Raw genomic sequence first — 24,588 nt, 5'->3', positions numbered from 1 at the left:
CTACCACATCACCACGCGTACTGTGACATCCTGCCCGTTCAACGAGACCACTCGCAACGCAGTGACCGACGCGTCGTTGTTTGTCGGCGGGTTCCCACCAGTAGTGAGTACCGTCCCACAACTACCACTAGCTTCAACGAGTTCCTCAGTTGCTCCATCCCAGCAGAGCGTTTCATCGGAGGCCGCTGTTGCCGTCGCGTTCCCCCGGATTGTGACGTTCACGTTCTCCCGAGCCGGGTCGAGCCCGACCCGTTCCTCCGCACTCCCGCCTGACTCGTAGCCACATCCTGACGGTGGTGCGTTCCCAGCGAAGAACTCCCGAGTACAGTGTTCGTCTAGGACGTACGGCTGCTGTGGCGAACCGAGCATCCCCATTGTGAGCCCATCGGCGACTCTGTCGGTCGTGACTGTCTCCTCCTGAACCCCCGCAGAAAACGGCGACAACAACCCCGGAATGAACAGGAAAATGAATATCAGGACACTCAGAAACAGGCTCATACCGATCGCGAAGTCCAGCGTCGTCTGCCCGCGCCGGTGCTCTTCGATCCAGAGTGACCGGCCGACACGCCGGTCGTTAGACTGCGTCTCGTTTCTCCTACGGTTCATGAGCCTGATTCACTAAACTGAGATTACTGTAGGGATGGCCTCAGTCGTTATAGCCATTATGGCCGTACCGTAACTCCAATTACCAGATTTCTATGCACTCCACGAGGCCGATGTAGTACTGGCCTAACCGAGACCGTGGGGCCGGTTCTCTATGTCCCGGTGCTTCGATGGGTTTAAGCAATCCCATCGGGAAGCAAACAATGCACGCAAGGGCTCGTAGATCAGGGGTAGATCACTCCCTTGGCATGGGAGAGGCCCCGGGTTCAAATCCCGGCGAGTCCATCCTTATTTTACCGTCGTGGATGAGAGATCGACGACACAGGTAGGCTGATTTGGGATGTAGCCCGGCAGATTCTATAATAAACCACACAATCGAGGGCACAATACTGTCTAACCAAGATATTAGGAGAAAAACCAGCTAGAGACATTACTAAACCAACCGTTACCCGTTGCTGCCGGATTCAATTAAAAGGTCAAGTTGGGGCTCAATTCGCATTACGTAAGTACCGTCCAGTCCACCGTATACGAATAATAAGGAACCTCAGTCAACTAAATCTTGTTTAGTGTTGTCACATATCACAAGCGTTCCAACATATGGCATAGCAATCTTGGTTAATATATGACATTTACGGAGGGTATTGTAATGTCAGTGGCTCCGGAATTCGACACACGGTGCCGGTAGTGTATACCGCTGGTAGGTCCCGTTAGAGGGAATACCTGCTGTTTAACCTCAGTAGGTCACCGATGGAACCGTTATTAGTATGGGTGAAACAGTAAACTTATGTGCAATAGTTGGTATGTAAATAAGTATGTTCGAGTGGGGCAGCCGGGGGGCTGGAGACCGGGGTGTATCGCATGTTCTGGGTGTGGTGTTGTTGGCAAGCGCCGTCATTGTTGGTGCCGTACTGATCGTTCAGGTGGGGCAACAGACAATCGGAGATGTCAACGACGACGCGAACGTCGAACTCGCCGAGGAGGTGCTGCTGTCGGTCGATCAGAGCTTCCAGCGGTCAGACACCAACGAATCAGTCGAGATCCCAGACCGGGTTCGGTCTGACGTCGCCGTTTCTGGCAACGCGGCATACAATCTGACGCTGAACGGACGCTCGGCCTGTTCGACGGGGAACCGCTCGCTGCAGACGATTCGGTATCAAAAGAACGGCCAACAGGTCGGCTATCAGGGCGGGGGTGTGTGGCGGATGACCGAGTCGGGCGCAACGATGTCGTCGCCCCCAGCAGTGAACTACGACGAAGGGGCACTGTCGGTATCGTTCGCAAATATCTCCGGACAGCAGATCCAGGGGAGTTCGGTTGCCATTCAATCCAACGCGACGGCCAAGCGGTCGCACGAAGCGGCACTGCAGATGGCCCTGTTCACCGACGCGTCCTACGAGGACGCGCGAACCGGCTCAATTTCGTCACCCAGTTATGAGTGTACTCCGTCGCAAGTCGCCAACGCGACATTGACTATCGAAAACAGTAGCTATGCCCGCGCCTGGGCAGATTGGGCACGGAGCACCTACGATGATCAGTACGTTGAGGTGACCCCGGCGTCTGTCAAGCCGGGAGAGAGCGTTCACATACGCTTTGCACTCGGCGACGTGACGAACCCGAAGTTCAAAGTCGAGGGTGTCACGGTCAAGCCGGACCCGTCAGACCCTGGGAAAGCAGTCGTGACAGCGACGGTCCGGAACACCGGAGGCTTAGAAGATACACAGGATATCACGCTGAAGCACAACCAGTCGGGGTCACCAAGCGAGGTGGAGGAGACAATGACCCTCATCGGCGGGGAATCGACCACTGTGAGTCGGTCGGTGAGCGTCTCGTCGGCGACGCCACACAACTTCACTGTGGAGTCAAAGCAGGACGAAGACTACAAAGTCATCAAGTATACGTCCGTCCACGGAACGCCGTCACTGGATGTCACCAGCAATTCGATTCCGGCAACAGCGCGGCTGAATCAGGTCCCATCGGCTGAGGTCACAGTCACGAACACTGGGCAAATGACGGCAGATCAGGAGGTCGTCTTCCGCGTCAACGGGTCGAAAAGCGCGACGCGAAGCGTGCTGGTCGGCCCTGGACAGAGCCGAACAATCGACTTCGGGCCGTCAATGCCAACGTCGGAGAACGGCACGTACGACCTGGAAGTCGAAACAGAGGATGATACATACTCACAACACAACGACGACGGACACTACTTCATCGTCGGTGATGCAGGTGTGTTCGAGATAGCGTCCGTTTCGCCGCCGGGTGGATTGCAAAGTGGGGATACGGCGACCGTTGACACAACGGTCGAAAACACTGGTGACATTCGGAAATCCACCGATGTCGAGGTCCGTATCGAGAACGCGTCTGGCAGCGTTGTTGCGTCGAAGACCACGACGCTCACCCTCAACGGGACTCGCCGAGGCACTGAGTCGGGGACCGCTTCAGTGACCAGTGGCCCGCTAATAGTCGGGTCACCACAGCAGTACACCTATGTCGTCGAGACACCGGACGATACCGGGTCAGGGTCCTTCGTCGTCGGTTCATCGTCGCCGCCGTTGTACGAGATCACCGCTGTAGACGTACAGAACCCCGTCGCACCGAACAACCAGACGAATATCAAGTTCGCCGTCGCGAACACCGGCGGAACCGAAGGAAAGCAAACACTGCGCGTCGAGTACAACGGAACGACCCACATTGCGGAGGACGAACGGCTCGACCCCGGGGAGAGCGTCACGCTCAATCGGACCGTCACGGCGCCCACCGAACCCGGAGATTACTCGGTAACCTTCTCGACGGCGAACCGGTCGCGACAGTCGACGCTGACCGTCGAGCCGGACTCGCTGCTCGAAGGGAACGGCTCGACGATCACGATACAGCAGTCGGTCAATGCTTCGGTTGCGCTGAAGGGTGCGGACCTGGAAGGCTTCTCAAATCGCTGGAACTACATCTACCATGCACCCGTGCAGATGTCACTATATGTCGACAACGGGTCCGACCCACAGTCGATCGGACTCTGGCGGGGGTACGAGAACGGCGACATCAATGGTCCGCACGCGGAGCAGCGCCTCATCTCTGACGAACACGAGAACCCGTACTACTACTCCGATTCGTTCGAACCCGGAACGGAGATCTCAGTCTTTGCAAAGTCCTACGGCTGTGACAGGTATTCCTACACCTCTCCTTCGATTGAGCTGGCTGGTTATGACACGAAGTACTGTAGTGACTGGGATACATACGACACGACCACTGTCAGCCAGACACAGAACCAGCAGAACCTCGTCATCCTGAACGACGGCGACGAGCTTCCAGCGTTCGAGCAAGCACAGTGGTACCAGCGAGACATTCAGGATACGCTCGGAAGCCGCGTGAACGACACGGGGTATCTCCAACTGGGCGACGGGGAACGCGCACTCCTCTATGAACTCTCACAGGAGGACGCAGACCCAGCTAACGCGGCAAATGACGGCGACCCTGACTATAACGATGCCGTTGTCCTGTTCACAGTCAACGCAATCGAAAAAGACGTACAGACGGGTCCGGAGTACAACCTCATCGACACCGACGCCCCAAGCAGGGTTGATGAGACAACCGACGCAACGCTGACGGCTGAGGTAATGAACGTCGGCGGAAAGAGCGGTGAAGCTACCCTAGAGAGCAGCTTTGATGGCAACAGTGCCGGGACGAACTCGACGACAATTGAACCCGGAGAGACCGAAACCGTCACGTTCACCCTTCCGACTAGTTCAAAGGCAACTGGGGAAAGCTATCCGTACACGGTATCTATCCCCGGTACGCAACAGAAGGCGAGCGGGAACGTGCGTGTCGGTGATACGGAAGGACAGTTCATGCAGATTGATTCAGTCCGTGCCGAGAGCGTGATTGACAGTGACGACACGGCAACGGCGACTGTCAACGTCACTAACGTTGGTGAGCAGGACGGTACAGATACCGTCGTCCTCCGTGCGAAAAACAACGACGATGCAAGTCCGTCATTTACCGACATCGACTCGAAAACCATGGCAACGGACCTCAACCCAGGTGAAACCCGACAGTTTACGCTTGATATGCCGACCAGTCGCGGCAACTACACCTACTACATCGAAACGTCGAACTCCACGTCCCCGGAACTGTCGTTCTTCGTGGGGGAGTCGAACGTTGTCGTCAACGACACGCAGTCGGTGAACATCGGCGCGGAGACCTACAACACCTCAGAACTAATCGAGCGTCGCGGCGGCGCACAGCGGATGACCGTGGAGGTCCGCAATAACGGGACCGTAGGTGACGAACGGGAAGTGAACCTCACAATCAAAAACAAAAGCGACGGGTCGACCGTCTTCGCCGGCTCCGAGATGGTCACTGCTGGGACCGGCGACCTGACCAATACCGATCCGTTCCCGGCTTGGGCGGGCTACGACGTCGATCTCGACCCCGGCTACTACACCTATGAGGTGACCGTGTACGACGAAACGGCGAGCGGCACCGTGGCCGACACCGCGACGGGTGAGATATATCTCAAGAACGTCGACGAAACGGGGGCGACCGGGAACGACTCACCGGTTACGGTCGACTCAGACACGGTGACACTCGGTAGCTAAACAGCCGCGTCGACATCCTTCTGCAGTCGCTTGTTCGTCGGACGATACTTCGAAGGCAGGCAATACGACGGCTCCCAGGATTCGAGCGGTAGCGATGCCTCTCACCAGTCGAGCGCACGCAAAGAAAAGCTGAGCTGTGTTGAACCGAGTTAGCCGAAGAGTTCGCCGAGGCCCTCACCGCTTGCCTCGTCGTCCTCGTCGTCATCGTCGTCGCCGCCGTCGTCGGCAGCCTCTTCTTCGGCTTCCTCGTCGGCCTCGTCGGCCTCGTCAGCGCCACCCTCGGCGGGTGCGGCCGCGCCACCGCTTGCCGGCACCGGTGCCGCAGCGGCCTGGTCGACGGCCTCCTCGATGTCGACGTCCTCGAGGGCGGCGACGAGGGCCTTGACGCGGGACTCCTCGACGTCGACGCCCGCGGCTTCGAGCACGTCAGTGAGGTTGTCTTCGTTGATCTCTTCGTCAGCTTCGTTCAGGATGAGTGCAGCGTATACGTATTCCATTGTTGTAGTGTGCGTTGTTAGAACATCGCTCCGAGCGCGTCGCCGGCGTCTTCGTCTTCGTCGTCGTCGTCATCGTCGTCGGCCTCCTCGGCCGCGTCGTCGGCGTCCGCGTCGTCCTCGGATGCGGTGTCCTCGTCTTGGTCGTCAGTCGGTTCCTCTGTCGCCACGTCGGCCTCGACGCCCTGGAGTTCCTCCGGGAGTGCCTCTTCATCGTCAATTTGCGAGGCGAGCGCACGGACCTGTGCGTCAGCCTTGCTCACGAGGTCAGGCACGACCTCGGGGTCCTCGATGGCCGCCTGGAGCGCGAGGCTCTTGGCGTTGCCACGAGCGGACTGGAGCATTGTCGGGGCCGTCGTCGCGGTCGGGTAGTCGGCGTTGACCGAGAGATTAAACGCTCGGCCGGCAGCCGCCTGGATGTCGCTCCGGTACTCGTCGATATCGAGTTCCAGCTCCTCGGGTTCGAACAGTACACCGTCGGCGAAGACGGCGCGGAGGTCGAGACCGACCTCCTTCGGTTCGATACCGAGTTCGTTCAGGACGTTCGCGAGTTCCTGGGAGACTTCCTCGCCGGTGTCAAGCACGACCGAGTCAGAAAGGACCTGAATGGAGCCTTCCTGGATGCGTGCGTCGGCACCCACGCTCTGGAGTTCGCCGACGAACGGACCGGGGTCGACGCCCGTGTCGCCTTCCGGAATCACGATGTCGTTCGGGGCCACCTCGCCGGCACCGATGGGTGCGGGCGTCTTGGAGGCCTCGAGTTCCTGAAACAGCGAGAACGGGTTGTCGTCGGTCCCGATGAGCCCGACCTGCCCGGTGATGTAGCTGTTGAGGTCTTCGAGTCCGTCGTCGACTTCGTCAAGCGCACGCTCAAGCAGCGTGTTCCGGGAGACGCGAAGTTCGGCGGTCCCGTGCAGGTCACGTCGCATGTCCTGGAGCTGTCGGGACGGAATCCCGGCGATGTTGACGACGCCGACGCTCTCGTAGGACTCGATCATCGCTACGATGGCGTCGACCTCTTCCTGCTTCCACTCGGGAATGGTCTCGGTCTTGCGTTCGGATTCGGCGCTCATATCAGGCCACCTCCATCGCAGGCCCCATCGTCGTCTTCACGTAGACAGTGTCGATGTTGAGCGGGCCCTTCTCGAGGTCCGCGTGCAGACGGCGGAGGATAACGTCGATGTTGTCCGCGATATTCTCGGCGGACATGTCCTCCGCGCCAACCCGCGTGTGGAACGTTCGCCGTTCCCCGCTGCGGAGCTGCACGGTGTTTTTCATGCGTTCGATAACCTCGACGACGTCGTCGTCGGGGTCGAGCGGTTCCGGCATCTTCCCACGCGGACCGAGGACGGTCCCGAGGTAGCGACCGATGTCCTGCATCATGCCCTTCTCTGCGATGAAGAAGTCAGTGTCATCGGCGAGGTCCTTGGCGGCGTCGTCATCGCCACCCAGTTCCTCGAGTTCGTCCTCGTCGAGTACGTCGTCTGCGACTTCCTCGGCACGGAGGGCGGTTTCGCCCTCGGCGAAGACCACAATAGTGGTCTCCTGGCCGGTGCCAGCAGGAAGCACGACGGACTCGTCGACGCGGTTCGACGGGTCGTTAAGATCTAAGTCGCGCAGGTTCACAGCGAGGTCGACCGTTTCGCGGAAATTCCGCTCAGGTGCGTCCTCGAGTGCGCGCGAGACTGCGTTCTCTATTTCCTGATCTGCCATTGTTCACCTCCGTAGTACGCCAATCGGCTTCTACGGGTCAGTGAAACAGGCGGATGCCTGTCTCGTGCGGGTAGACGCCAATGCGACACTTAAACCCGTCGAACCAGCCCAAGGGCCGCTGACGGGCGTGTTTCCGGTTCTCAGGGACCAGTCGGTGACGGGGGTCCCATCGACTGTGCAGTGGCTCAACAGCGTCAAAAGCAAGGGAAAACACACGCCAGTCGCACAGCGGTCCGACTTACGCCTGTGCTTCGGCCGCGAACACGTCGTCGTACTCGCCCGCGTCGATGCGTTCCTTGAATTCGCGTGGGTTCTCGCCTTCGATAGTGACACCGAGGGAGGTGCACGTCCCGACGACTTCCTTTGCAGCGTTCTTCAGGTCGTAGGAGAGCAGGTCGGGATGCTTCTGCTCGGCGATCTGTTTGACCTGGTCGACGGAGAGGTCAGCGACGAAGTCCTCTTGCGGTTCGCCGCTGCCGGTCTCGAAGCCGGCCTCGTCCTTGATGAGTTCGGCCGTCGGCGGGACACCGACCTCGATCTCGAAGGAGCCGTCGTCGTCGTACTCGACGGTGACGGGGACTTCGGTGCCGTCGAACGCTGCCGTCTGGTCGTTGATTTCCTGTACGACTGCCTGCACGTCCACCGGTGTCGGGCCGAGTTCCGGACCGAGTGGCGGGCCAGGGTTGGCCTCCCCACCGGGAACGAGGACTTCGATAGTTCCAGCCATACATAGTGGAATCCTCGCGGCAGTTTAAAGGATTGCGTTTCACGGATCGCTGCGTGAGGCCTCCACACGCACGAACGCTCACCGTTTGGAACCAACAAACAAGAGGTCAGCGCGGCAAAGAATAGAATCCCAGTCAGTTCAGGCGAACGTCACGCCGTGCCGCGCGAGGAAGTCGCTCGCGTCCTTGATTTCGACTGGGGAGCCGATTATCCGAATCTGTTCACCGTCCTGATGAACACTCACAGTGAACTGCTGTTCCAACTCCTCGCGAATTCCGTCGAGCGCACCGACTGGCAGCAGTATCTGCGTGCTGTCGCGGAACCGACTCGCCGCTCCCATTATCGACACATGACGGTGGATACCCTATAGGTGTGTCGAATTACATGAGGGTCGTTTGACCATTCTGAACGGCAGGACAACTGCGTCGACCCGGGCCGATGGGGTGGCGTCGGCGAGGGAGGAAAGCCTTATTCGGTGCGAGGGGCCGACATACACTTAATGGGGCTCGAAGAGGAGATTCAGGAACTCGAGGACGAAATCGCCAGCACTCCCTACAACAAGTCTACAGAGGCCCATATCGGTCGGCTGAAGTCCAAGCTCGCGGAGAAAAAGGAAAAGCTCGAACAGCAGGCCTCTTCGGGCGGCGGCGGTGGCTACGGCGTCGAGAAACACGGCGACGCGACCGTCGCGCTCGTCGGGTTCCCCAGCGTCGGGAAGTCGACGCTGCTAAACGCCCTCACTAACGCCGAATCCGAAACTGGAGCCTACGAATTCACCACACTCGACGTGTACCCGGGGATGCTCAAGCACAAGGGAGCGAACATCCAGATTCTCGACGTTCCCGGTCTCATCGAAGGGGCTGCTGGTGGTCGCGGTGGCGGCAAGGAGGTGCTGTCCGTCGTCCGGACTGCGGACCTCATCGTCTTCCTCATCTCCGTCTTCGAGATCGACCAGTACGACCGACTCAGCGAAGAACTGTACAAGAACAAGATCCGACTCGACCAGGACCCGCCGTGGGTCAACGTCCGGAAGAAGGGCAAGGACGGGATTTCGGTCAACACTGCCTCCGGCGTCGAACTCGACGACGAGACGGTCAAAGCCGTTCTGCGCGAGCACGGCTACGTCAACGCCGACGTCACCATCGGCGAGCAGATCGACATCGACCAGCTCATCGACGGCGTGATGGACAACCGCGTCTATCTGCCCTCCCTCGTTGCTGTCAACAAGGCCGACCTCATCGAGCCCGACTACCTCCCCAAAGTCGAAGACGAGCTCCGGGAGCGGGACATCGACCCCGACGAAGCAATCTTCATCAGCGCCGAGGAAGAGAAAGGGCTCGATAGCCTCACCGAACGCATCTGGGACGAACTCGGCCTGATCCGGATCTACATGGACAAGCCGGGCCGCGGTGTCGACCGCGAGGAACCGCTGATACTCCGCGAGGGCGACACCGTCGACGACGCCTGCGAGAAACTCGGCGGGAGCTTCGACGAGCGCTTCCGATTCGCTCGTGTGACCGGTCCAAGCGCCAAGCACGACGAACAGCAGGTCGGGCGCGACCACGAACTCGCTGACGAAGATATCTTGCGGATCGTCGCTAACCGCTAGGTTGTCGCGCGTCGGTTCTCGCGTGCACGCGAACAACTGAAAAGAAAGGGTCCCACGGAAGAACAATCCTGTGGAGGACCGCTACCGCATAGCGGAGTAGATGCGTTCATTGGTGTGGAACCCTGCTACCAACTATGGACCGCGGTCCCAGACGCCGTCTTATCGCCGTCGTTGTTGCCGGCCTCGTCCCCTGGACAGTGGTGCTAATTGGAAAGGAACTGACGCTCGTCTTCTCGTTTGGCCTGTTCAACACGAACCCGCCGGAGTTGCTCTCGGTCTACAGCTACTTCATCCGCTTTACCAGCGCACTCCCGCAGTTTATCGAATCGTGGGGTTCGGGCGTCCTGCTGTATGCCTTTGCTCTAGCCAGCGCCGTTGCCGGTGTCGTCTGGCGTGAGGATGTTCGGGTGACCGCCCTCGCACTCGCAGGTGCGGGTCTGACGCAGTTTCCGGTGTTTCTGGGATTCAACAGGCGGCTCAACTACGTGGCTGTCCCGGTCGGCTCCCTTGTCCTGCTTATCGTGGTCTGGTGGTACTACCTCCCGGCTATCCGAGCGGACACGGCGACGGAGTGAGCCGCGGTATCGAATCCGGACGGAACCACCTGTGGCGGTAGCCTTTTCGCTCGCTCGCACCATGTGCCGTGTATGTGGTCACTCGATCATACGATGATGCGCGTCGAGGATCTGGACGCGTCGCTGGACTGGTACCAGACGTATTTCGATTACGAGGAGAAGGGCCGCTGGGAGGCCGACACCTTCACGAACGTCTTCCTCGGTCCGGAGGACGTCCACGATGATGGTGCCCTGCTCGAACTCACGTACAACCACGACGGGCGCTCGTACACGATGGGTGACGCGTGGGGACACATCGCCGTCCGCTGTGACGACGTGTACGAGGCCTACGACGAGCTGATGGACGCCGGCGTCGAGGACTACCGCGACCCGGACTCCTGTGGCGGCTCCTACGCCTTCGTCACGGACCCCGACGGTCACGAGATCGAGATCGTCGAACGGGACCACGGCGCGAAGTGGTCGCTGGACCACACGATGATCCGTGTCGAAGACGCCGAACAGGCTATCGGCTGGTACACCCGAAAGCTCGACTACGACCTGTTCCGCCGCGAGGAGTTCGACGACTTCGCCCTGTACTTCCTCAAGCCCGAGAATGCCCCAGAAGAGGCGATGTCGGTCGAACTCACCTACAACTACGACGGCCGGTCGTACGAACTCGGCGATGCCTGGGGGCATCTCGCGGTTCGAACCGATGACCTCCATAGCGCGTGGGAGACGCTGATGGGTCGCCACGCCGAGGATTACCGCGACCCCGAGAGCTGTGACGACCGCTACGCGTTCACCAAAGACCCCGACGCCCGCGAAATCGAAATCGTGACCAACTGACGGCACTGGTCGGTACTAACCGTCTGTTCTAATCTATTCTCGCGCGGTAGCTGTCAGAAGGAGATTCGTCTACGGAGTCGTTCCTGAGCGAGCAGTGAGGATCTGTGAAGCCCTAGCGTCTCAGGCCAGCGATACCATCTCCGATACGTAGCTCTGGGCCGTCAAACGCCCGAATGCCGATCCTGTGCTATGACCTACAAGCTGCTTGGACCACATCTAATCGCCTCAGATGGCGTCTTTGGGGCTTGACTATTCATGACAATCAGATTTCCTAACCACAAAACATATACAACAGACACCTATCGTTTAGACTGTACCCCTACCCATGACGCCAGAAGTGAGTACGCCGGTTCGGTCTATGCGTGGCCACGGTGGCCGCGTTCCGACCAGGTGGAAAACTGCTGGGGTCGCCCGATAGCAAACACAAACTATGACAGGAAATTCAGACAAGGTTCGCAGCCTGTTCCTGACGGCGCTGATGGTCTTCTCGGTATTCGCCGGGACCATCGCGTTCTCCGGTGGCGCAGCCGCCGCCGCGAACGTCAGCGTCGAACAGGCAGCAGAATACGATAGCGGGACAGTCGAATTGGCACTCAATGGTTCAACCGGTAGCGCAGTCACGACGGGAGACATCGACATCTACATCGACGGAAACGAGAACCCGAGCAACTACGGTGTCTCGTCAGTCGACGGGACTGACGACGGGACGACTGGACGCCTCCAGTTCAGTCTGGACCAGGACGTTCAGCCGAACCGGAACCTGACCGTCGAGGTTTCAGGTCTCACCGGCGGTGACAACACGGTCGTCGCTGAGGACATCGACGTGACGTCCCAGACGATTGTGGCCGACGATAGCTCGGGCGACACTAACGCCTTCCGCGGTGAAGTCCTGGCTATCCGAGCCGACGGCGGCGAAGGTGACGCTGACGATGCTACCTCGAGTACTCAAATTGTAGTCGAGGACTCGAACGGCGCTGTCGTCACGCAGGACACTTACACAGCCAACAGCAAAGTCTACACCTACGAAACGGAAAACCTCGACACTGGTGAAGAATACGAGGTCACCGTTGGTGGTACTGCGGACGAAAACATCACCATCAGCAATCTCGATCTCAATGTGAACATTGACGACGATGTCGGCGACGGTGCCAACATCGACGACACGGACACGCTTGCGGTCAACGTCTCGACCACGCGTGGTGGCGAGCCGGCCAACGCAACGCTGTTCAACGAGGACGACGACAAGGTTGCCACGCAGATCAAGAGCCTGAAAGGTAACGAGAACGTCGTGTTCGACTTCGGTAACCAGAGCGCCGACGACAGTCCGTACTACGTCAAAGTGACGGACAACCAGACCGGCGTCTCCGCCGAATCCGACCAGATCAACGTCTCCGAGTCCGGTGAGGGTGACGCCAGCTTCGAGACTTCCACCGTACAGGATGAAGTCGGTGACGTCACCAACATCACCGTCCAGATGGGTAACACCGAGAACGCCGTCATCAACGTCGGCAGCCAGAACGACGACAACTACGTCATCCAGGGTCAGCTCGAGGACGAAAACGGTGACGGCGAAGTTACCGTTCAGTTCAACAGCTACACCGCTGGGACCGACAACAACAACACGGTTCTTACCGTCCCCGGTGACGACGACCTCGATGAAGTCGAAGAGAAGGGAAGCTTCACCGACAGTAGGAACAGCTTGGACGAAGATGTACTGGAACCACAATCCTACTCGATAAACGTGACCGCCGGGACCTCCCCGGATGTCACCAGTCCTGATACGGTTGGGACGCTACGTCTCAACGAGAATTCCGTCGAGAGTATGCAGACCTGGGTTGCACCGAGCGACGCAGATATCGACGACGAGGATATCGACATCTACGACCGCATCGGTGAGAACCTCACGCAGTCCGACGACGTCGCAGTCGAAGATGTCGTCGTCCACGAAATCCAGGCATCCGGTATCGAGGGTGCGCTCGAATACGAGCAGGAAGACAACGGGTCTTCCGACGTGACTGATGCGTTTATCGCAGCTGCCGACACCACGCCGGACCGTATCAACGACGACACGAGCGCCTCCGGCCTCCAGCTCTACGTCAACCGGACCGACGTCGGTGCAAACGCTGACGCAGATCCGATTAACTTCGCCAATAGCAGCAGCGCAGTGACCGTCGTCGACGACCCGGACAACAACACCTACTTCGTCGCCCTCGACACCGACGGCGTCGAGTTCGAGTCCGGTAACACGATCACTGACGAAGAGGACACGGAAATCAACGCCACCTTCTCCGTGCAAGAAGGTCCGCTGACTGACGACTCTTCGAGCGAAAGCGAGCTCTACACCACGTCTGAGCGGAACGCGGAGCTGAACCTTGACGACGATGGCTTTGTCACCGTTGGCGCCGCCGCCGGACAGACAGTGAGCGGCGATACGAACGTCGCCCCCGGCTCCGAGCTCGAAGTCGAAATGGAATCCGAGAGTGAGGCGAACCCATTCGTCGAACGACCGGAAGCAACTGTTGGTCCGAACGGCACGTACGTCGCTACGGAAGACTTCAGCGACTACTCCGCTGGAACGAACTTCACCGTCCAGACGCTGGATGTCGACGGTGACTCCGACTTCAGCGACGAGGAAGATGGCCGTATCGTCGAAGCCGACACGGCCACTGTGAGCATCAGCGATCAGGAGTCCGACGGTAGCGAAGTCGTCGTCGACAGCGCACAGCTGTCCAGTGGCGGCTTCATCGCTATCCACGCCGGTGACGCATCCGGTGACGTCGTCGGCAACTCGGAGTACCTCGAAGCAGGTACGTACAATGACCTCACGATCACGCTCGACGAGCCGATGGACGAGAACTTCACTGCGGTCGCGATGCCGCACCAGGATACCAACGGCAACGAAGAGTACGACTTCCCTGGCGATGACGGTCCGTACACCCAGAACGGCTCTGCCGTGACGGACAGTGCGAACGTGACTGTCTCCGCCGAGGAGCCTGAGGACACGCCTGAGGACACGCCTGAGGACACGCCCGAAGACACGCCTGAGGACACGCCCGAAGACACGCCTGCGGACACGCCTGAGGACACGCCGGACACTGGAACCGGGACCACCGAAGCGGAAGGTCCCGGCTTCACGGCAGCCATCGCGCTCATCGCGCTCGTCGCGGCTGCGCTCCTCGCTGTCCGACGCGACAACTAACCGGAACAACTCCGGTCCCTGAACACCGTTCTTTCTTTCGCGCGCTACGTGAAGAGTGCAAACAGACTGCAGACCGACTCGGGACTCGTTGTTTACTCAGACACGATTCCGTCCGCTTCTGAACGGCTAACTGCCCATCGGCAGTCGTGACTGGATCACAGTCGAACGCTGGCCCAACGCGGCAGTAACCCAGCGCCTGCCGGACACCTCCTCGATGTCCGCCACTGCGAGGGTGGTTTCGGTAACGGTTTGGGACCCGTCCGTAGTCGAGTGATGGAACAACCGCCGGTCGAATCGGGAGGCGTGTTTCTCAGATCAGGTCCCAGGAAGAGTCAAATAAATATCCAGAATAAGAGTACCTACCATTTCAAAATAATTATTACCTGACACCAATGTGTAATTTGGATGTAACCTTTATCCATAAAGCATTTACCGCACTTCGGGTAATGTATCGATACCCCTACCCATGACGCCAGAAGTGAGTACGCCGGTTCGGTCTATGCGCGGCCACGGTGGCCGCGTTCCGACCGGGGGGAAAACTACTGGGGTCGCCCGATAGCAACACAAACTATGACAGATACAAACGAAAAAATCCGCAGCCTGTTCCTGACGGCGCTGATGGTCTTCTCGGTATTCGCCGGGACCATCGCGTTCTCCGGTGGCGCAGCCGCCGCCGCGAACGTGACCGTCGAACAGGCAGCAGAATACGATAGCGGGACAGTCGAATTGGCACTCAATGGTTCAACCGGTAGCGCAGTCAAGACGGGAGACATCGACATCTACGTCGATGGCAACAAGAACCCGAGCAACTACGATGTCACCTCAGTCGACGGGACTGACGACGGGACGACTGGACGCCTCCAGTTCAGCCTGGATCAGGACGTTCAGCCGAACCGGAACCTGACCGTCAAGGTTTCAGGTCTCACCGGCGGTGACAACACGGTCGTCGCTGAGGACATCGACGTGACGTCCCAGACGATTGTGGCCGACGATAGCTCGGGCGACACTAACGCCTTCCGCGGTGAAGTCCTGGCTATCCGAGCCGACGGCGACACAGACAAGGACGATGCTACCTCGAGCACGAAGATTGTGGTCGAGGACTCGAACGGCGCTGTCGTCACGCAGGACACTTACACAGCCAACAGCAAAGTCTACACCTACGAAACGGAAAACCTCGACACTGGTGAAGAATACGAGGTCTCCGTCGCTGGTGACGCGGACGAAAACATCACCATCAGCAATCTCGATCTCAATGTGAACATTGACGACGATGTCGGCGACGGTGCCAACATCGACGACAAGGACACGCTTGCGGTCAACGTCTCGACCACGCGTGGTGGCGAGCCGGCCAACGCAACGCTGTTCAACGAGGACGACGACAAGGTTGCCACGCAGGTCAAGAGCCTGAAAGGTAACGAGAACGTCGTGTTCGACTTCGGTAACCAGAGCGCCGACGACAGTCCGTACTACGTCAAAGTGACGGACAACCAGACCGGCGTCTCCGCCGAATCCGACCAGATCAACGTCTCCGAGTCCGACGACGGTGAGGCAAGCTTCGAAAGCTCGACCGTTCAGGACAACATTGGCGACGTTGTCAACATCACGGTGCAGGTTGACAACACCGAGGACGCCGTCATCAACATCGGCGACGAGAACGACGACAACTACTACATCCAGGGCCAGCTTGAGGACGACAACGGTGACGGCGAAGTTACCGTTCAGTTCAACAGCTACACCGCTGGAAACTACAGCGATAGTACGGTTCTCAGCGTGCCTGGTGACGACGACATTGACAACATCAAGGAGGGTGGCGACTACACCCGAGGTAGCCTGAGTGGAGACACGCTCGAAGCAGGCTCCTACTCGATGAACGTGACCGCCGGGACCTCCCCGGATGTCACCAGCCCCGACACGGTTGGAACGCTCCGACTCAACGAGAACTCCGTTGAAAATATCCAGACGTGGGCTGCACCGAGCGACGCAGATATCGACGACGATGATGTCGACATCTACGACCGCATCGGTGAGAACCTCACGCAGTCCGACGACGTCGCAGCTGAGGACGTTGTCGTCCACGAAATTCAGGCATCCGGTATCGAGGGTGCGCTCGAATACGAGCAGGAAGACGGAAGTGCCTCTGATGTTACTGAGGCGTTCATCGCAGCGACCGATACCACGCCATACCGCATCAACGACAGTGACGCGACGACGTCCGGTCTTCGACTCTACGTCAACCGGACCGACGTCGGTGCAAACGCTGACGCGAACCCGATTGACTTCTCGAACAGCAGTGACGCGGTAACTGTTGTCGACGACCCGGACAACAACACCTACTTCGTCGCTGTTGACACGAGCGATGTTGTGTTCGAAAACGGCAAGACGATTGTCAAAGAAGAAGACACGCGCCTCAACGCTACCTTCTCCGTCCGAGAAGGTCCGCTGACCGACGACCGGAACAGCGACAGCGCGATCTACACCACGTCCGAGCGCGACGCCACACTGGACCTTGACGACAGCGGCGTCGTTACGGTCTCGGCCGCCACTGGTCAGGAAGTGACCGGTGAGACGAACGTCGCACCTGGCTCCGAGCTCGAAGTCGAGATGGAGTCCGAGAGTGACGCGAACCCGTTCGTCCTCCGCCCCGAAACTGATGTCGCCGCTGACGGTACGTACACCGCCACGGCCGACTTCAGCGACTACTCCGCTGGAACGAACTTCACCGTCCAGACGCTGGACGTCGACGGTGACTCTGACTTCAGCGACGAGGAAGATGGCCGTATCGTCGAAGCCGACACGGCTACTGTGAGCATCAGCGAGCAGGAATCCGACGGTAGCGAAGTCGTCGTCGACAGCGCACAGCTGTCCGAGGGTGGCTTCATCGCAATCCACGCCGGTAACGCATCCGGCGACGTCGTCGGGAACTCCGAGTACCTCGGGGCAGGCAGCCACGAGGACATCACGGTTACGCTCGACGAGCCGATGGACGAGGACTTCACTGCGGTCGCGATGCCGCACCAGGACACCAACGGCAACGAAGCGTACGACTTCCCCGGCGATGACGATCCGTACACCCAGAACGGCTCTGCCGTGACGGACAGTGCGAACGTGACCATCGTCGAGGAAGAGCAGACTGAAGCACCGGACACGGAAACCGAAACGGAAACCGAAACGGAAGCCGAAACCGAAGAGGAAACTGACGCACCGGCAACCGATGAGCCGGCAACCGATGAATCCGAGACCACCGCCGCGGAAGGTCCCGGCTTCACGGCAGCCATCGCGCTCATCGCACTCGTCGCCGCTGCGCTCCTCGCTGTCCGACGCGACAACTAACCGGAACAGCTCCGGTCTCTGAACACCGTTCTTTCTTTCGCGCGCTACGTGGGTAGCGGCGGCACTGTCGATAGGTCGGTCTGACGACGACACCGCACAGTAGCGCAACGACAAAACATATACGCCGGTTTGGCCAACGTACGAGCAATGAGTGAGACAGTCCTGCAGGCAGGCGTCGACATCGCTGGACTGTCGTTCGACCCGGTCACAGTCTCGGAACCGCTGATGTGGCTCGTTCTCGCGGCGTTTCTGGGAAGCGTGGCTGTCGCCCAGTACGACGAGCGACTGGCCCGTCCCGTCGGAACAGTCGGCTGGGCTTTGTTCGCAGCATACTGGCTCGTCTTGGCCCCGCATTTCATTCTGATACAGAAGAGCGTCGTCGAGGGCTTGGGGAGCGTCATCGCCGTCCCCCTGTCGCTGTACACCGGCTATCTGCTCTGGAACGGCCGCGAGTCGCTGCTGGTGTTGACCCGGGCAATCGGCCTCATGGGCGTCATCTACGTACCGTTTCTCACCATCGGGCCGCTCCGCCAGACCATCATCGAGATCGTCACCGGGCAGGTCTCCTTCCTCATGACCGTCCTGGGCTACGACCCGGTGGTAGTCGACGGGCTCTCGCACAACGGCATCGATATCGCCTCGAAGCAGTACCCCTACGAAAACACGTTCTGGTTCGGCGGGAACGAGCGGCCGATAACGTACACCATCATTCTGGCCTGTACGGGTATCGGGAGTATATCTATCTTCGCCGGCGGAATACTGGCGGTCAAGGCGCCGTGGCGGCGGAAGCTCCGCGTGCTGGTCGCGGCTGTCAGCATCATCTACGTACTGAATCTGATTCGGAACCTCGGAATCGCGCTGGCTTTTGGCCTGCAGAAGGCGCAGTTCTTCCCGGGAACGGTCATGGCGCTGTTCGGCCTCAGCGACGCACAGCTGGTGTCCTACTACATCGTCGACCGGATTCTGGCGCAGTTCGGCTCCGTCATCGTTCTCGTCGGGCTGACGTGGGTGCTGATGCGGGAGCTACCGGAACTCACGGTCATCGTCGAGGACCTCCTCTTCCTGGTGACTGGCACGGAGTACGACCTCGGAACGGCGTTCGAAAAGAACCAGTCGGAGTCGGGTCCTGCAACGCCTGGTGACGACTGAACTGCGTCGGGAGGAACGGCCGTTATTCTAATTCTGCTCCAGCAATCGATTCCAGTGCGTCAGCTTCGAGCGGGTGGAGCGAACCGGGAATGACGAGCAGATGTAGCGGCTCGCCGAATGACTGTGCGGCGAGAGCGTCGAGCGTATCGGCGGCCACCAGCGGGTCCGGGCTACCGGCTCTGGCCACGACGACGCCGAGCGTGTCGGGGAACGGCTCGGATAGCATGGCGGCGGCCTTGCTGGCAGTCATGTACGTGTCGTCACTCTCGTCCCAGTGGGGGTCGTCGACCTTGATGTCGAGATAGACTAGCGTGTGCAGGTCCCGCTCCCGGTTGTCCTCGATGGTGGCGACGACGCTATCCGGGACGCCGTCACCGCCGTGAGCGTCCTCGAACGGGAGGGTCGTCGCCTTCCCGAAGCGGTAGTTCTGTAAGCCAGTCAGTGAGCCGGCGGCCGTCTGGGCTGTCGTTCCGTGGACGATTCGGGTTTCGATACCGCGGTCAGCAGCGCGGAGCCGGAGGTCGGTGTGTGTCGTCGAGACCATCGTATCCCCGGCAGTACAGAAGACGACATCTTCGCTCTCGGCGGCTTCGAGAATCGGTTCGGGGTCCTGCTCGATGCCGGCGCGGTCCCTGACTTCGATACTCGTCTCCAGTACGTCCTCTAGCGTTTCGAGGTCGGTACCAACCAGCCGACTCGTGTAGAACTCCGCGAACACCCGGTCGGCGTCTCGGATGGCGTCGCGGCCGGCGACCGTGACCGAGCGCTCGTCGTAGAGGCCCAGCCCGACGAATGTGAGCATATCCGGAGTGGGGCGCCGTCGGGCATAAAGGGCGCGAAGCGTCAGGCTTACCGCCCGCGGTCGGGGAGAGAGAGTATGGGCGTTCCCTGCGTTCGCGTTCCCCGCGAGGCCGGCGAAGAGACGCGCCAACGCCTCGCCGAAGCAAACCTCGTCGACGACGGCTACGACATCACGGTCGTCGACGGGCAGCTATACGTTCCCGTCACCGACCCCGAAGCAGTGCCGTCGGACTTCGTCGTCGTGGAGGCAGACCCGCCGGTCCGCGAGGGCCAGACGATGCCGGCCGACGGACTCGACTTCGACCCGAGCTACGAGCGCATCGGCGACGTCGCGATTGTCGACGAGGACGACGCCGACCGGGCGCGGGCGATTGCCGACGCGATTATGGATTCAGACCTGCCCGTGCGAGCGGTGTTGAACCGCGCGTCGAAGATCAAAGGCGAACAGCGGGTCCGGGACTGGGACGTACTCGCTGGTGAGGGGACGGAAGTCACTCACCGGGAGTACGGCTGTACGTTCGACCTCGACCTCGCCGAGGTGTACTTCTCGCCGCGGCTGGCGACAGAGCGCCATCGTGTCACCGAACAGGTCAGCGAGGGCGAGCAGGCCTTCGACATGTTCGCGGGCGTCGGCCCGTTCGCGATTCCGTTCGCCAAACGCGGCGCGACCTGCGTCGGAACAGACATCAACGAGACGGCAATCGAGTACCTCCGGGCGAACGCACAGCGCAACGGCGTCGCCGACCGCGTGACGGGCATCTGTGGCGACGTACGAGAGGTCGCCGGAGAGTACGAGGGCTGGGCCAACCGCGTCGTGATGAATCTGCCCCATAGCGCCGACGAGTTTCTGGAGACCGCCGTCCGCCTGGCGGCTGACGACTGTGTCTTTCACTACTACGATATCCAGCACGAGGACGACCTGTTCGGGCCCGGCGAGCGAGCGATACGGGCGGCTGCGGAGCCGGCCTACGACGTGACGGTCGAAACGCGCCACCCCGTTCGATCGTATGCCCCGAAGGAGCACAACGTCGTTCTCGACGTTCGACTGACGCGCTGAAACGAACAGTTATTATCATCACCGGTACGGGGACCGAACTGCTTAACGACGAGGAAGTCGGACGCTTGTATCTAGGAGGGTAAAATATGTACACAATACTCGTCCCCGTCGACGCCGATGAGGACCGCGCCCGCGGCCAGGCCGCCTTCGTCGCGGAGCTACCGGCTGCTGAGACCGACATCGAGGCCGTCATTACGCACGCATTGACAAAAGAAGAGGCGGAAGCGCCCGAGGAGATACGCAACGTCGAGCGCATCTCGACAGTGCGCCTCGTGCGTGACTACCTCGAAGACCACGACGTCGATGTCCAGCTGGCTGAGGGTCAGCAGCCGCCTGCGGACGGCATCATCGATCTGGCCGAGGAGTTCGATGTCGACCAGATCGTCATGGGGTCCAGAAAGCGGTCGCCGACCGGTAAGGCCGTGTTCGGGAGCGTCTCCCAGCAGGTCCTGCTCGAGGCGGACGACCCGGTCACCGTCGTCGGGTCCCGAGCGGAGTGAGAACGTCTCTCTCGGTGGTCCCGATTCGCAATCCTTATTGCGGTTATGCGTCCAACAACTGATGTACGCGAGTACGGCGCCGGTGTAGCTCAGACTGGCAGAGCGAATCCTTCGTAAGGATTAGGCCGAGGGTTCAAATCCCTCCACCGGCTCTTTCCTTCGGAATCGTCTAAATGGACAGACAGCGGTCGGCTTACTTAATTATTGGGCCACGGAAGGCGTAGAATTTGCCCCCGCTACAAAGAGGATTTGCCACTTCTTTCCCGTGTCAATTATTGCTCTGAGAACACTGCAGCCGCCCCTTCCCGATGTTAGCAGTAATTATTCCACTCGCCATCTATCGTCGTCCGAGTAGAGCATATTGGCGATGGTGTCCAACAACCAGATACCTACTCGGTATCCCTGTTCGCTTCGGGAGGCAAACGCTGTCAGAATAGCTATTCCAACAGCACCCTGTTTCATTGCGGCACTCGTATTCCACGCATACAATATTTCAAGACGCTCTATCGGGTCGTTTCGATGTTTGACTGGCTCGTAACAAAGAATGTCAGTCACGATAATCCTCGCTGAAACAAGGAGAGAAAACACCAAAACTACAATCGTAATCACCACTCCACCGTATGATATTCCGAATACATTCCCCACGAGTAGTGCAGAGATACCTCCCGCAAAACTGAACGCGAACTCACCGTTCCGTATTCTGTTTTCAATCTCAGATTCGGCCTTATCCATCTCACGAAGGAGTGACCATCTATCTGAGCCAGAGTTTTCGTTCTCGCTCTCGACTATGTGAAGCACATCGTCTCGGAATTCACGCATTTCCTCGGGGTCACTAAATCTGAATAAAACGACACGAATTGCATCGTCAAAATTGATTACTTCCCCTACCCTGCGTGGCAGGTCAATAAGAACTAAAGATACGGATATGAGGATAAGTAGAGGCGTCAAGATAAACAAAAGACACCCGCTCAGAATTAAAACAAAAACAATCCTTCTCGCTCTGGAGAGCATACGACAGAAGGAGTAGCCCCTATCAAATATCTCTTAGGTGATTTCGTCTTCTTTCGGCCTTTTCATCGCGTGAACCCTTATCGTAATGCTTGTCGATCACTCTCCCGGTCATGTTCACACGCTCGCCAGTCACGTCCTTCGGCTGACCAGCGTTCCGAGCCGCAGTCACGTATCCACGACGGAGAACGTGCGGACTCACCGACCCCGGACACTTGGACGCGCCGTTCCACGTCGCCGCCTCGCACGTCTCGGGGTCTTCATCGAAGGGGCAGGCGTTCTCGTAGTGACACGGGCGTGTCGCCGTGTAGACCATCCGCTGAATAGTCGTCCGCGCTCGGCGTCCGTGGTCGGTCGCAATCAGTGGTTCTCGACCGTACTCGTCAGTCACCGCTAGGCGGGCGTTCTCGATGTAATCCGCAATCACTCTCCCGTCGTCCTTCTCGATGAGTACGTCGCGTTCACCCTTGCCTTTCTTCTTGAGCGGTGTCTCCGTCTCGGGTCGATGGCGAATCTCCAGTGCAGGACGAGCGAAAGCCAATCTGGGATTTGAAGCAGGGAAGAGCTTTGCTCCGACCGTGGTTCATACTCCCTCCACCGGCTTCCGCTTTCGAGTGCTGTTCTGACAAGTACGGTTCCTACCGGAGATGACCTGTCAGCAGCCGTAGGTACTGCGTCGCTGGTCTGACGGGGCTCCACAGGCCGCATAAAAACGACCCTCATCAGTGATGCGATATGGCGACGGGCTGCTGGACGGTACTTCTAGCTGTAAACGATGGGCACACAGTACGGATTACCGGCGGGTACTGCGGTGTGCGGGCGAGAGCGGCACGACAGACACACTTGCGGACAGTTAGACGGAGTGTGGGTCTGATGGATTTCAGAAACGCCTGGCATCGCGACACCGATGCAGAGGTCCGTTGCATCGCCTGCGGTAAAACGGTCGCCCGGTCGGATGCCCGGGAATACGACAAGTACGGCGACCGCTGGAACCGCGACAACAAGTCCTTCGAGTATCTGTGCAAGCCCTGTTATCGGGAGTACTGTCACTTCGACCGGAGCGGGCTGGAAGACCGACTCGAAGCGGCCGGTGCCGGGACCGTGAGCCGAGACGCGTTTCTCAGGCGCTATCACGACCTGGCCGACGAAACGGAACAGACCCGCGCCGACGGTCGGTGAGCCGAAAGAAGGGTGCCCTGTCCGGCGATACGACACCACAACACAGACCGTTCAGGGCGTGATGACTGCCCGACCGTCGATCTCTCGGTCTTCGAGCATCTGTGCGACGGTGTTCACCTCGCCCAGGTCGTACTGGGTCGTGTACAGGTCGACCGCGCCGCGCTCGACGAGCGCGACCAGTTCCTGGAGTTCGGTGTACTGGCCGACGATGTTGCCCTGATAGGCGAACTCGCCGTTGACGAGCGCCTGTGCGGGTTCGTGGATGTGGCCGCCGTAGCCGATGATGTGGTGGTCGCCGCCGGCGGCACAGATATCGGGCGCGAGCGCCGTCGTCTCGTCGGCCCCGACGAAATCGAGCACTTGGGCGGCACCGACGCCGTCGCTGATGGCTTCGACCTCGCTGGCTACGTCCTCGCTTTCGGGGTCGATGGTGTAGTGTGCGCCGAGGTCGTCGGCGAGGTCGCGGGCGGACTGCTTGATGTCGACGGCGACGAGGTCGGCGGCACACATCGCGTCGAGGCACTGGAGGCCGATGTGGCCGAGCCCGCCGATACCGATGACGACTGCAGTGTCGCCCGGATTGAGTCCGTCGACGGCTTTCTTCGCCGCGTGGTAGGCCGTGATACCGGCGTCGGCGTGCGGGGCGATGTCGGCCGGGTCGACGCCCTCGGGCAGCGGGATGACCGACCGGTCGCTGGTCAGTAGCTGGTCGGCGAAGCCGCCGTCGGTCGTCAGGCCGTTGAACGCGTCGTTCTCGCAGTACATCGTCTCACCTTGCCGGCACGGTCGGCAGGTGCCACAGGTCTGGACCGGATGACAGATGACCTGGTCGCCTTCCGAGACGATATCGACGTCGTCGCCGGTCTCGACGACTGTCCCGGCGTTCTCGTGGCCCAGCGTCATCGGGAGGTCCTGCGGGACGTACTGGTCCCACATCCCCTCGATGATGTGATTGTCAGTCTGGCACCAGCCGGCCCCTTCGACCTCGACGATGACGTCGTCCCCCGACGCGACCTGTGGTGCGTCCACCTCGTCTATCGAAAGCCCGTTCGACATGTCGTGCGTGTACTCGTGGAGTCTGGCTGCGCGCATCGTTCTGTATCCGGGCGAAACGACATTAAACATCCATTATAAAATATCATATATATATATATATTGTAGTATCGCCCGTTCCACTGTCTGAGAAGAGTATCAGCCACCCGGCCAGCGTCTGTAGACTCCGAATCCGGGTGCA

Annotated in this window: 20 protein-coding genes and 2 tRNA genes; 12 read left to right on the top strand and 10 right to left on the bottom strand. The window is 59.7% G+C overall.

Annotation, left to right across the window (positions count from 1 at the left end; all coding sequences use genetic code 11):
• Window positions 1-606: a hypothetical protein gene (locus SG26_RS02485; RefSeq protein ID WP_050036754.1), complete on the bottom strand. Its 606-nt coding sequence runs from the start codon at window positions 604-606 to the stop codon at window positions 1-3.
• Window positions 607-816: 210 nt separating this feature from the next.
• Here SG26_RS02485 and SG26_RS02480 point away from each other — a divergent pair.
• Both SG26_RS02480 and SG26_RS02475 read left to right on the top strand, forming a co-directional pair.
• A tRNA-Ala gene (locus SG26_RS02480) sits at window positions 817-888 on the top strand.
• A 527-nt stretch (window positions 889-1,415) separates the two neighbouring features.
• Window positions 1,416-5,189: a hypothetical protein gene (locus SG26_RS02475; RefSeq protein WP_050036753.1), complete on the top strand. Its 3,774-nt coding sequence runs from the start codon at window positions 1,416-1,418 to the stop codon at window positions 5,187-5,189.
• A gap of 149 nt (window positions 5,190-5,338) precedes the next feature.
• Here the strand turns inward: SG26_RS02475 and rpl12p are convergent, their stop codons facing one another.
• From rpl12p to SG26_RS02450, 5 genes are all read right to left on the bottom strand, one after another.
• Window positions 5,339-5,686 (bottom strand): 50S ribosomal protein P1, encoded by a 348-nt coding sequence (gene rpl12p, locus SG26_RS02470; protein WP_050036752.1) that lies wholly within the window; start codon window positions 5,684-5,686, stop codon window positions 5,339-5,341.
• A 17-nt stretch (window positions 5,687-5,703) separates the two neighbouring features.
• Entirely contained in the window at window positions 5,704-6,756 is a 1,053-nt protein-coding gene (locus tag SG26_RS02465; protein ID WP_050036751.1) for a 50S ribosomal protein L10, read from the bottom strand.
• Between the two features lies 1 nt (window position 6,757).
• The gene (locus SG26_RS02460) at window positions 6,758-7,396 is read right to left on the bottom strand and encodes a 50S ribosomal protein L1 (RefSeq protein ID WP_050036750.1); all 639 of its coding nucleotides are present in this window, start codon (window positions 7,394-7,396) and stop codon (window positions 6,758-6,760) included.
• Window positions 7,397-7,634: 238 nt separating this feature from the next.
• Window positions 7,635-8,123, bottom strand: a complete 489-nt coding sequence (locus SG26_RS02455) for a 50S ribosomal protein L11 (protein WP_004591731.1) — start codon at window positions 8,121-8,123, stop codon at window positions 7,635-7,637.
• 138 nt (window positions 8,124-8,261) lie between these two features.
• Complete coding sequence (locus SG26_RS02450) at window positions 8,262-8,462, bottom strand: hypothetical protein (RefSeq protein ID WP_044951920.1); 201 nt, start codon at window positions 8,460-8,462, stop codon at window positions 8,262-8,264.
• A 159-nt stretch (window positions 8,463-8,621) separates the two neighbouring features.
• On the opposite strand from SG26_RS02450, the gene SG26_RS02445 reads away from it, so the two are divergent.
• The 6 genes from SG26_RS02445 to artA all read left to right on the top strand — a co-directional run bounded on the left by SG26_RS02445 (window position 8,622) and on the right by artA (window position 18,809).
• Entirely contained in the window at window positions 8,622-9,731 is a 1,110-nt protein-coding gene (locus SG26_RS02445) for a GTP-binding protein (protein ID WP_014040756.1), read from the top strand.
• A gap of 134 nt (window positions 9,732-9,865) precedes the next feature.
• Window positions 9,866-10,306: a TIGR04206 family protein gene (locus SG26_RS02440; RefSeq protein WP_014040755.1), complete on the top strand. Its 441-nt coding sequence runs from the start codon at window positions 9,866-9,868 to the stop codon at window positions 10,304-10,306.
• Window positions 10,307-10,378: 72 nt separating this feature from the next.
• The gene (locus tag SG26_RS02435; RefSeq protein ID WP_050036749.1) at window positions 10,379-11,131 is read left to right on the top strand and encodes a VOC family protein; all 753 of its coding nucleotides are present in this window, start codon (window positions 10,379-10,381) and stop codon (window positions 11,129-11,131) included.
• A gap of 430 nt (window positions 11,132-11,561) precedes the next feature.
• On the top strand, window positions 11,562-14,330 hold the full coding sequence (locus SG26_RS02430; RefSeq protein WP_050036748.1) for a BGTF surface domain-containing protein: 2,769 nt from the start codon (window positions 11,562-11,564) through the stop codon (window positions 14,328-14,330).
• Window positions 14,331-14,900: 570 nt separating this feature from the next.
• Complete coding sequence (locus SG26_RS02425; protein ID WP_050036747.1) at window positions 14,901-17,660, top strand: BGTF surface domain-containing protein; 2,760 nt, start codon at window positions 14,901-14,903, stop codon at window positions 17,658-17,660.
• A 147-nt stretch (window positions 17,661-17,807) separates the two neighbouring features.
• Window positions 17,808-18,809, top strand: coding sequence for an archaeosortase A (artA, locus tag SG26_RS02420; RefSeq protein WP_014040751.1), 1,002 nt, complete (start codon window positions 17,808-17,810; stop codon window positions 18,807-18,809).
• Between the two features lie 22 nt (window positions 18,810-18,831).
• On the opposite strand, the gene dph5 is transcribed toward artA, so the two are convergent.
• A complete protein-coding gene (dph5, locus tag SG26_RS02415) occupies window positions 18,832-19,611 on the bottom strand; it encodes a diphthine synthase (RefSeq protein ID WP_014040750.1) in 780 nt (259 codons plus the stop codon).
• A gap of 75 nt (window positions 19,612-19,686) precedes the next feature.
• On the opposite strand from dph5, the gene SG26_RS02410 reads away from it, so the two are divergent.
• The 3 genes from SG26_RS02410 (at window position 19,687) to SG26_RS02400 (ending at window position 21,319) form a co-directional block, all read left to right on the top strand.
• Window positions 19,687-20,667 (top strand): class I SAM-dependent methyltransferase family protein, encoded by a 981-nt coding sequence (locus tag SG26_RS02410; protein ID WP_050036746.1) that lies wholly within the window; start codon window positions 19,687-19,689, stop codon window positions 20,665-20,667.
• Between the two features lie 86 nt (window positions 20,668-20,753).
• Window positions 20,754-21,167: a universal stress protein gene (locus SG26_RS02405; RefSeq protein WP_008313140.1), complete on the top strand. Its 414-nt coding sequence runs from the start codon at window positions 20,754-20,756 to the stop codon at window positions 21,165-21,167.
• Between the two features lie 78 nt (window positions 21,168-21,245).
• A tRNA-Thr gene (locus SG26_RS02400) sits at window positions 21,246-21,319 on the top strand.
• A gap of 169 nt (window positions 21,320-21,488) precedes the next feature.
• Here SG26_RS02400 and SG26_RS02395 read toward each other — a convergent pair.
• Together SG26_RS02395 and SG26_RS02390 are read right to left on the bottom strand one after the other, a co-directional pair.
• Window positions 21,489-22,178 (bottom strand): hypothetical protein, encoded by a 690-nt coding sequence (locus SG26_RS02395; RefSeq protein WP_050036745.1) that lies wholly within the window; start codon window positions 22,176-22,178, stop codon window positions 21,489-21,491.
• Window positions 22,179-22,200: 22 nt separating this feature from the next.
• The gene (locus tag SG26_RS02390; protein ID WP_175055137.1) at window positions 22,201-22,716 is read right to left on the bottom strand and encodes a hypothetical protein; all 516 of its coding nucleotides are present in this window, start codon (window positions 22,714-22,716) and stop codon (window positions 22,201-22,203) included.
• 332 nt (window positions 22,717-23,048) lie between these two features.
• Here SG26_RS02390 and SG26_RS02385 point away from each other — a divergent pair, with 332 nt between their 5' ends.
• Window positions 23,049-23,354, top strand: a complete 306-nt coding sequence (locus SG26_RS02385; protein WP_050036744.1) for a hypothetical protein — start codon at window positions 23,049-23,051, stop codon at window positions 23,352-23,354.
• A 51-nt stretch (window positions 23,355-23,405) separates the two neighbouring features.
• Here the strand turns inward: SG26_RS02385 and SG26_RS02380 are convergent, their stop codons facing one another.
• Window positions 23,406-24,446, bottom strand: a complete 1,041-nt coding sequence (locus SG26_RS02380) for an NAD(P)-dependent alcohol dehydrogenase (protein ID WP_050036743.1) — start codon at window positions 24,444-24,446, stop codon at window positions 23,406-23,408.
• Window positions 24,447-24,588 lie beyond the last annotated feature (142 nt).

It is taken from the genome of Haloarcula sp. CBA1115, from assembly GCF_000827835.1.
Classification (GTDB): domain Archaea; phylum Halobacteriota; class Halobacteria; order Halobacteriales; family Haloarculaceae; genus Haloarcula; species Haloarcula hispanica.
This window is presented reverse-complemented; position numbering and strand designations above follow the sequence as displayed.

What these genes read in the sequence shown, in the direction of transcription:
- SG26_RS02435 (WP_050036749.1), top strand. Translation starts at nt 10,379, where the DNA reads ATGTGGTCACTCGATCATACGATGATGCGCGTCGAGGATCTGGACGCG.
- SG26_RS02460 (WP_050036750.1), bottom strand. Translation starts at nt 7,396, where the DNA reads ATGGCAGATCAGGAAATAGAGAACGCAGTCTCGCGCGCACTCGAGGAC.
- SG26_RS02380 (WP_050036743.1), bottom strand. Translation starts at nt 24,446, where the DNA reads ATGCGCGCAGCCAGACTCCACGAGTACACGCACGACATGTCGAACGGG.
- SG26_RS02465 (WP_050036751.1), bottom strand. Translation starts at nt 6,756, where the DNA reads ATGAGCGCCGAATCCGAACGCAAGACCGAGACCATTCCCGAGTGGAAG.
- SG26_RS02425 (WP_050036747.1), top strand. Translation starts at nt 14,901, where the DNA reads ATGACAGATACAAACGAAAAAATCCGCAGCCTGTTCCTGACGGCGCTG.
- SG26_RS02485 (WP_050036754.1), bottom strand. Translation starts at nt 606, where the DNA reads ATGAACCGTAGGAGAAACGAGACGCAGTCTAACGACCGGCGTGTCGGC.
- dph5 (WP_014040750.1), bottom strand. Translation starts at nt 19,611, where the DNA reads ATGCTCACATTCGTCGGGCTGGGCCTCTACGACGAGCGCTCGGTCACG.
- SG26_RS02395 (WP_050036745.1), bottom strand. Translation starts at nt 22,178, where the DNA reads ATGCTCTCCAGAGCGAGAAGGATTGTTTTTGTTTTAATTCTGAGCGGG.
- SG26_RS02455 (WP_004591731.1), bottom strand. Translation starts at nt 8,123, where the DNA reads ATGGCTGGAACTATCGAAGTCCTCGTTCCCGGTGGGGAGGCCAACCCT.
- SG26_RS02385 (WP_050036744.1), top strand. Translation starts at nt 23,049, where the DNA reads ATGGATTTCAGAAACGCCTGGCATCGCGACACCGATGCAGAGGTCCGT.
- SG26_RS02440 (WP_014040755.1), top strand. Translation starts at nt 9,866, where the DNA reads ATGGACCGCGGTCCCAGACGCCGTCTTATCGCCGTCGTTGTTGCCGGC.
- SG26_RS02450 (WP_044951920.1), bottom strand. Translation starts at nt 8,462, where the DNA reads ATGGGAGCGGCGAGTCGGTTCCGCGACAGCACGCAGATACTGCTGCCA.
- SG26_RS02405 (WP_008313140.1), top strand. Translation starts at nt 20,754, where the DNA reads ATGTACACAATACTCGTCCCCGTCGACGCCGATGAGGACCGCGCCCGC.
- SG26_RS02430 (WP_050036748.1), top strand. Translation starts at nt 11,562, where the DNA reads ATGACAGGAAATTCAGACAAGGTTCGCAGCCTGTTCCTGACGGCGCTG.
- SG26_RS02410 (WP_050036746.1), top strand. Translation starts at nt 19,687, where the DNA reads ATGGGCGTTCCCTGCGTTCGCGTTCCCCGCGAGGCCGGCGAAGAGACG.
- SG26_RS02445 (WP_014040756.1), top strand. Translation starts at nt 8,622, where the DNA reads ATGGGGCTCGAAGAGGAGATTCAGGAACTCGAGGACGAAATCGCCAGC.
- artA (WP_014040751.1), top strand. Translation starts at nt 17,808, where the DNA reads ATGAGTGAGACAGTCCTGCAGGCAGGCGTCGACATCGCTGGACTGTCG.
- SG26_RS02475 (WP_050036753.1), top strand. Translation starts at nt 1,416, where the DNA reads ATGTTCGAGTGGGGCAGCCGGGGGGCTGGAGACCGGGGTGTATCGCAT.
- rpl12p (WP_050036752.1), bottom strand. Translation starts at nt 5,686, where the DNA reads ATGGAATACGTATACGCTGCACTCATCCTGAACGAAGCTGACGAAGAG.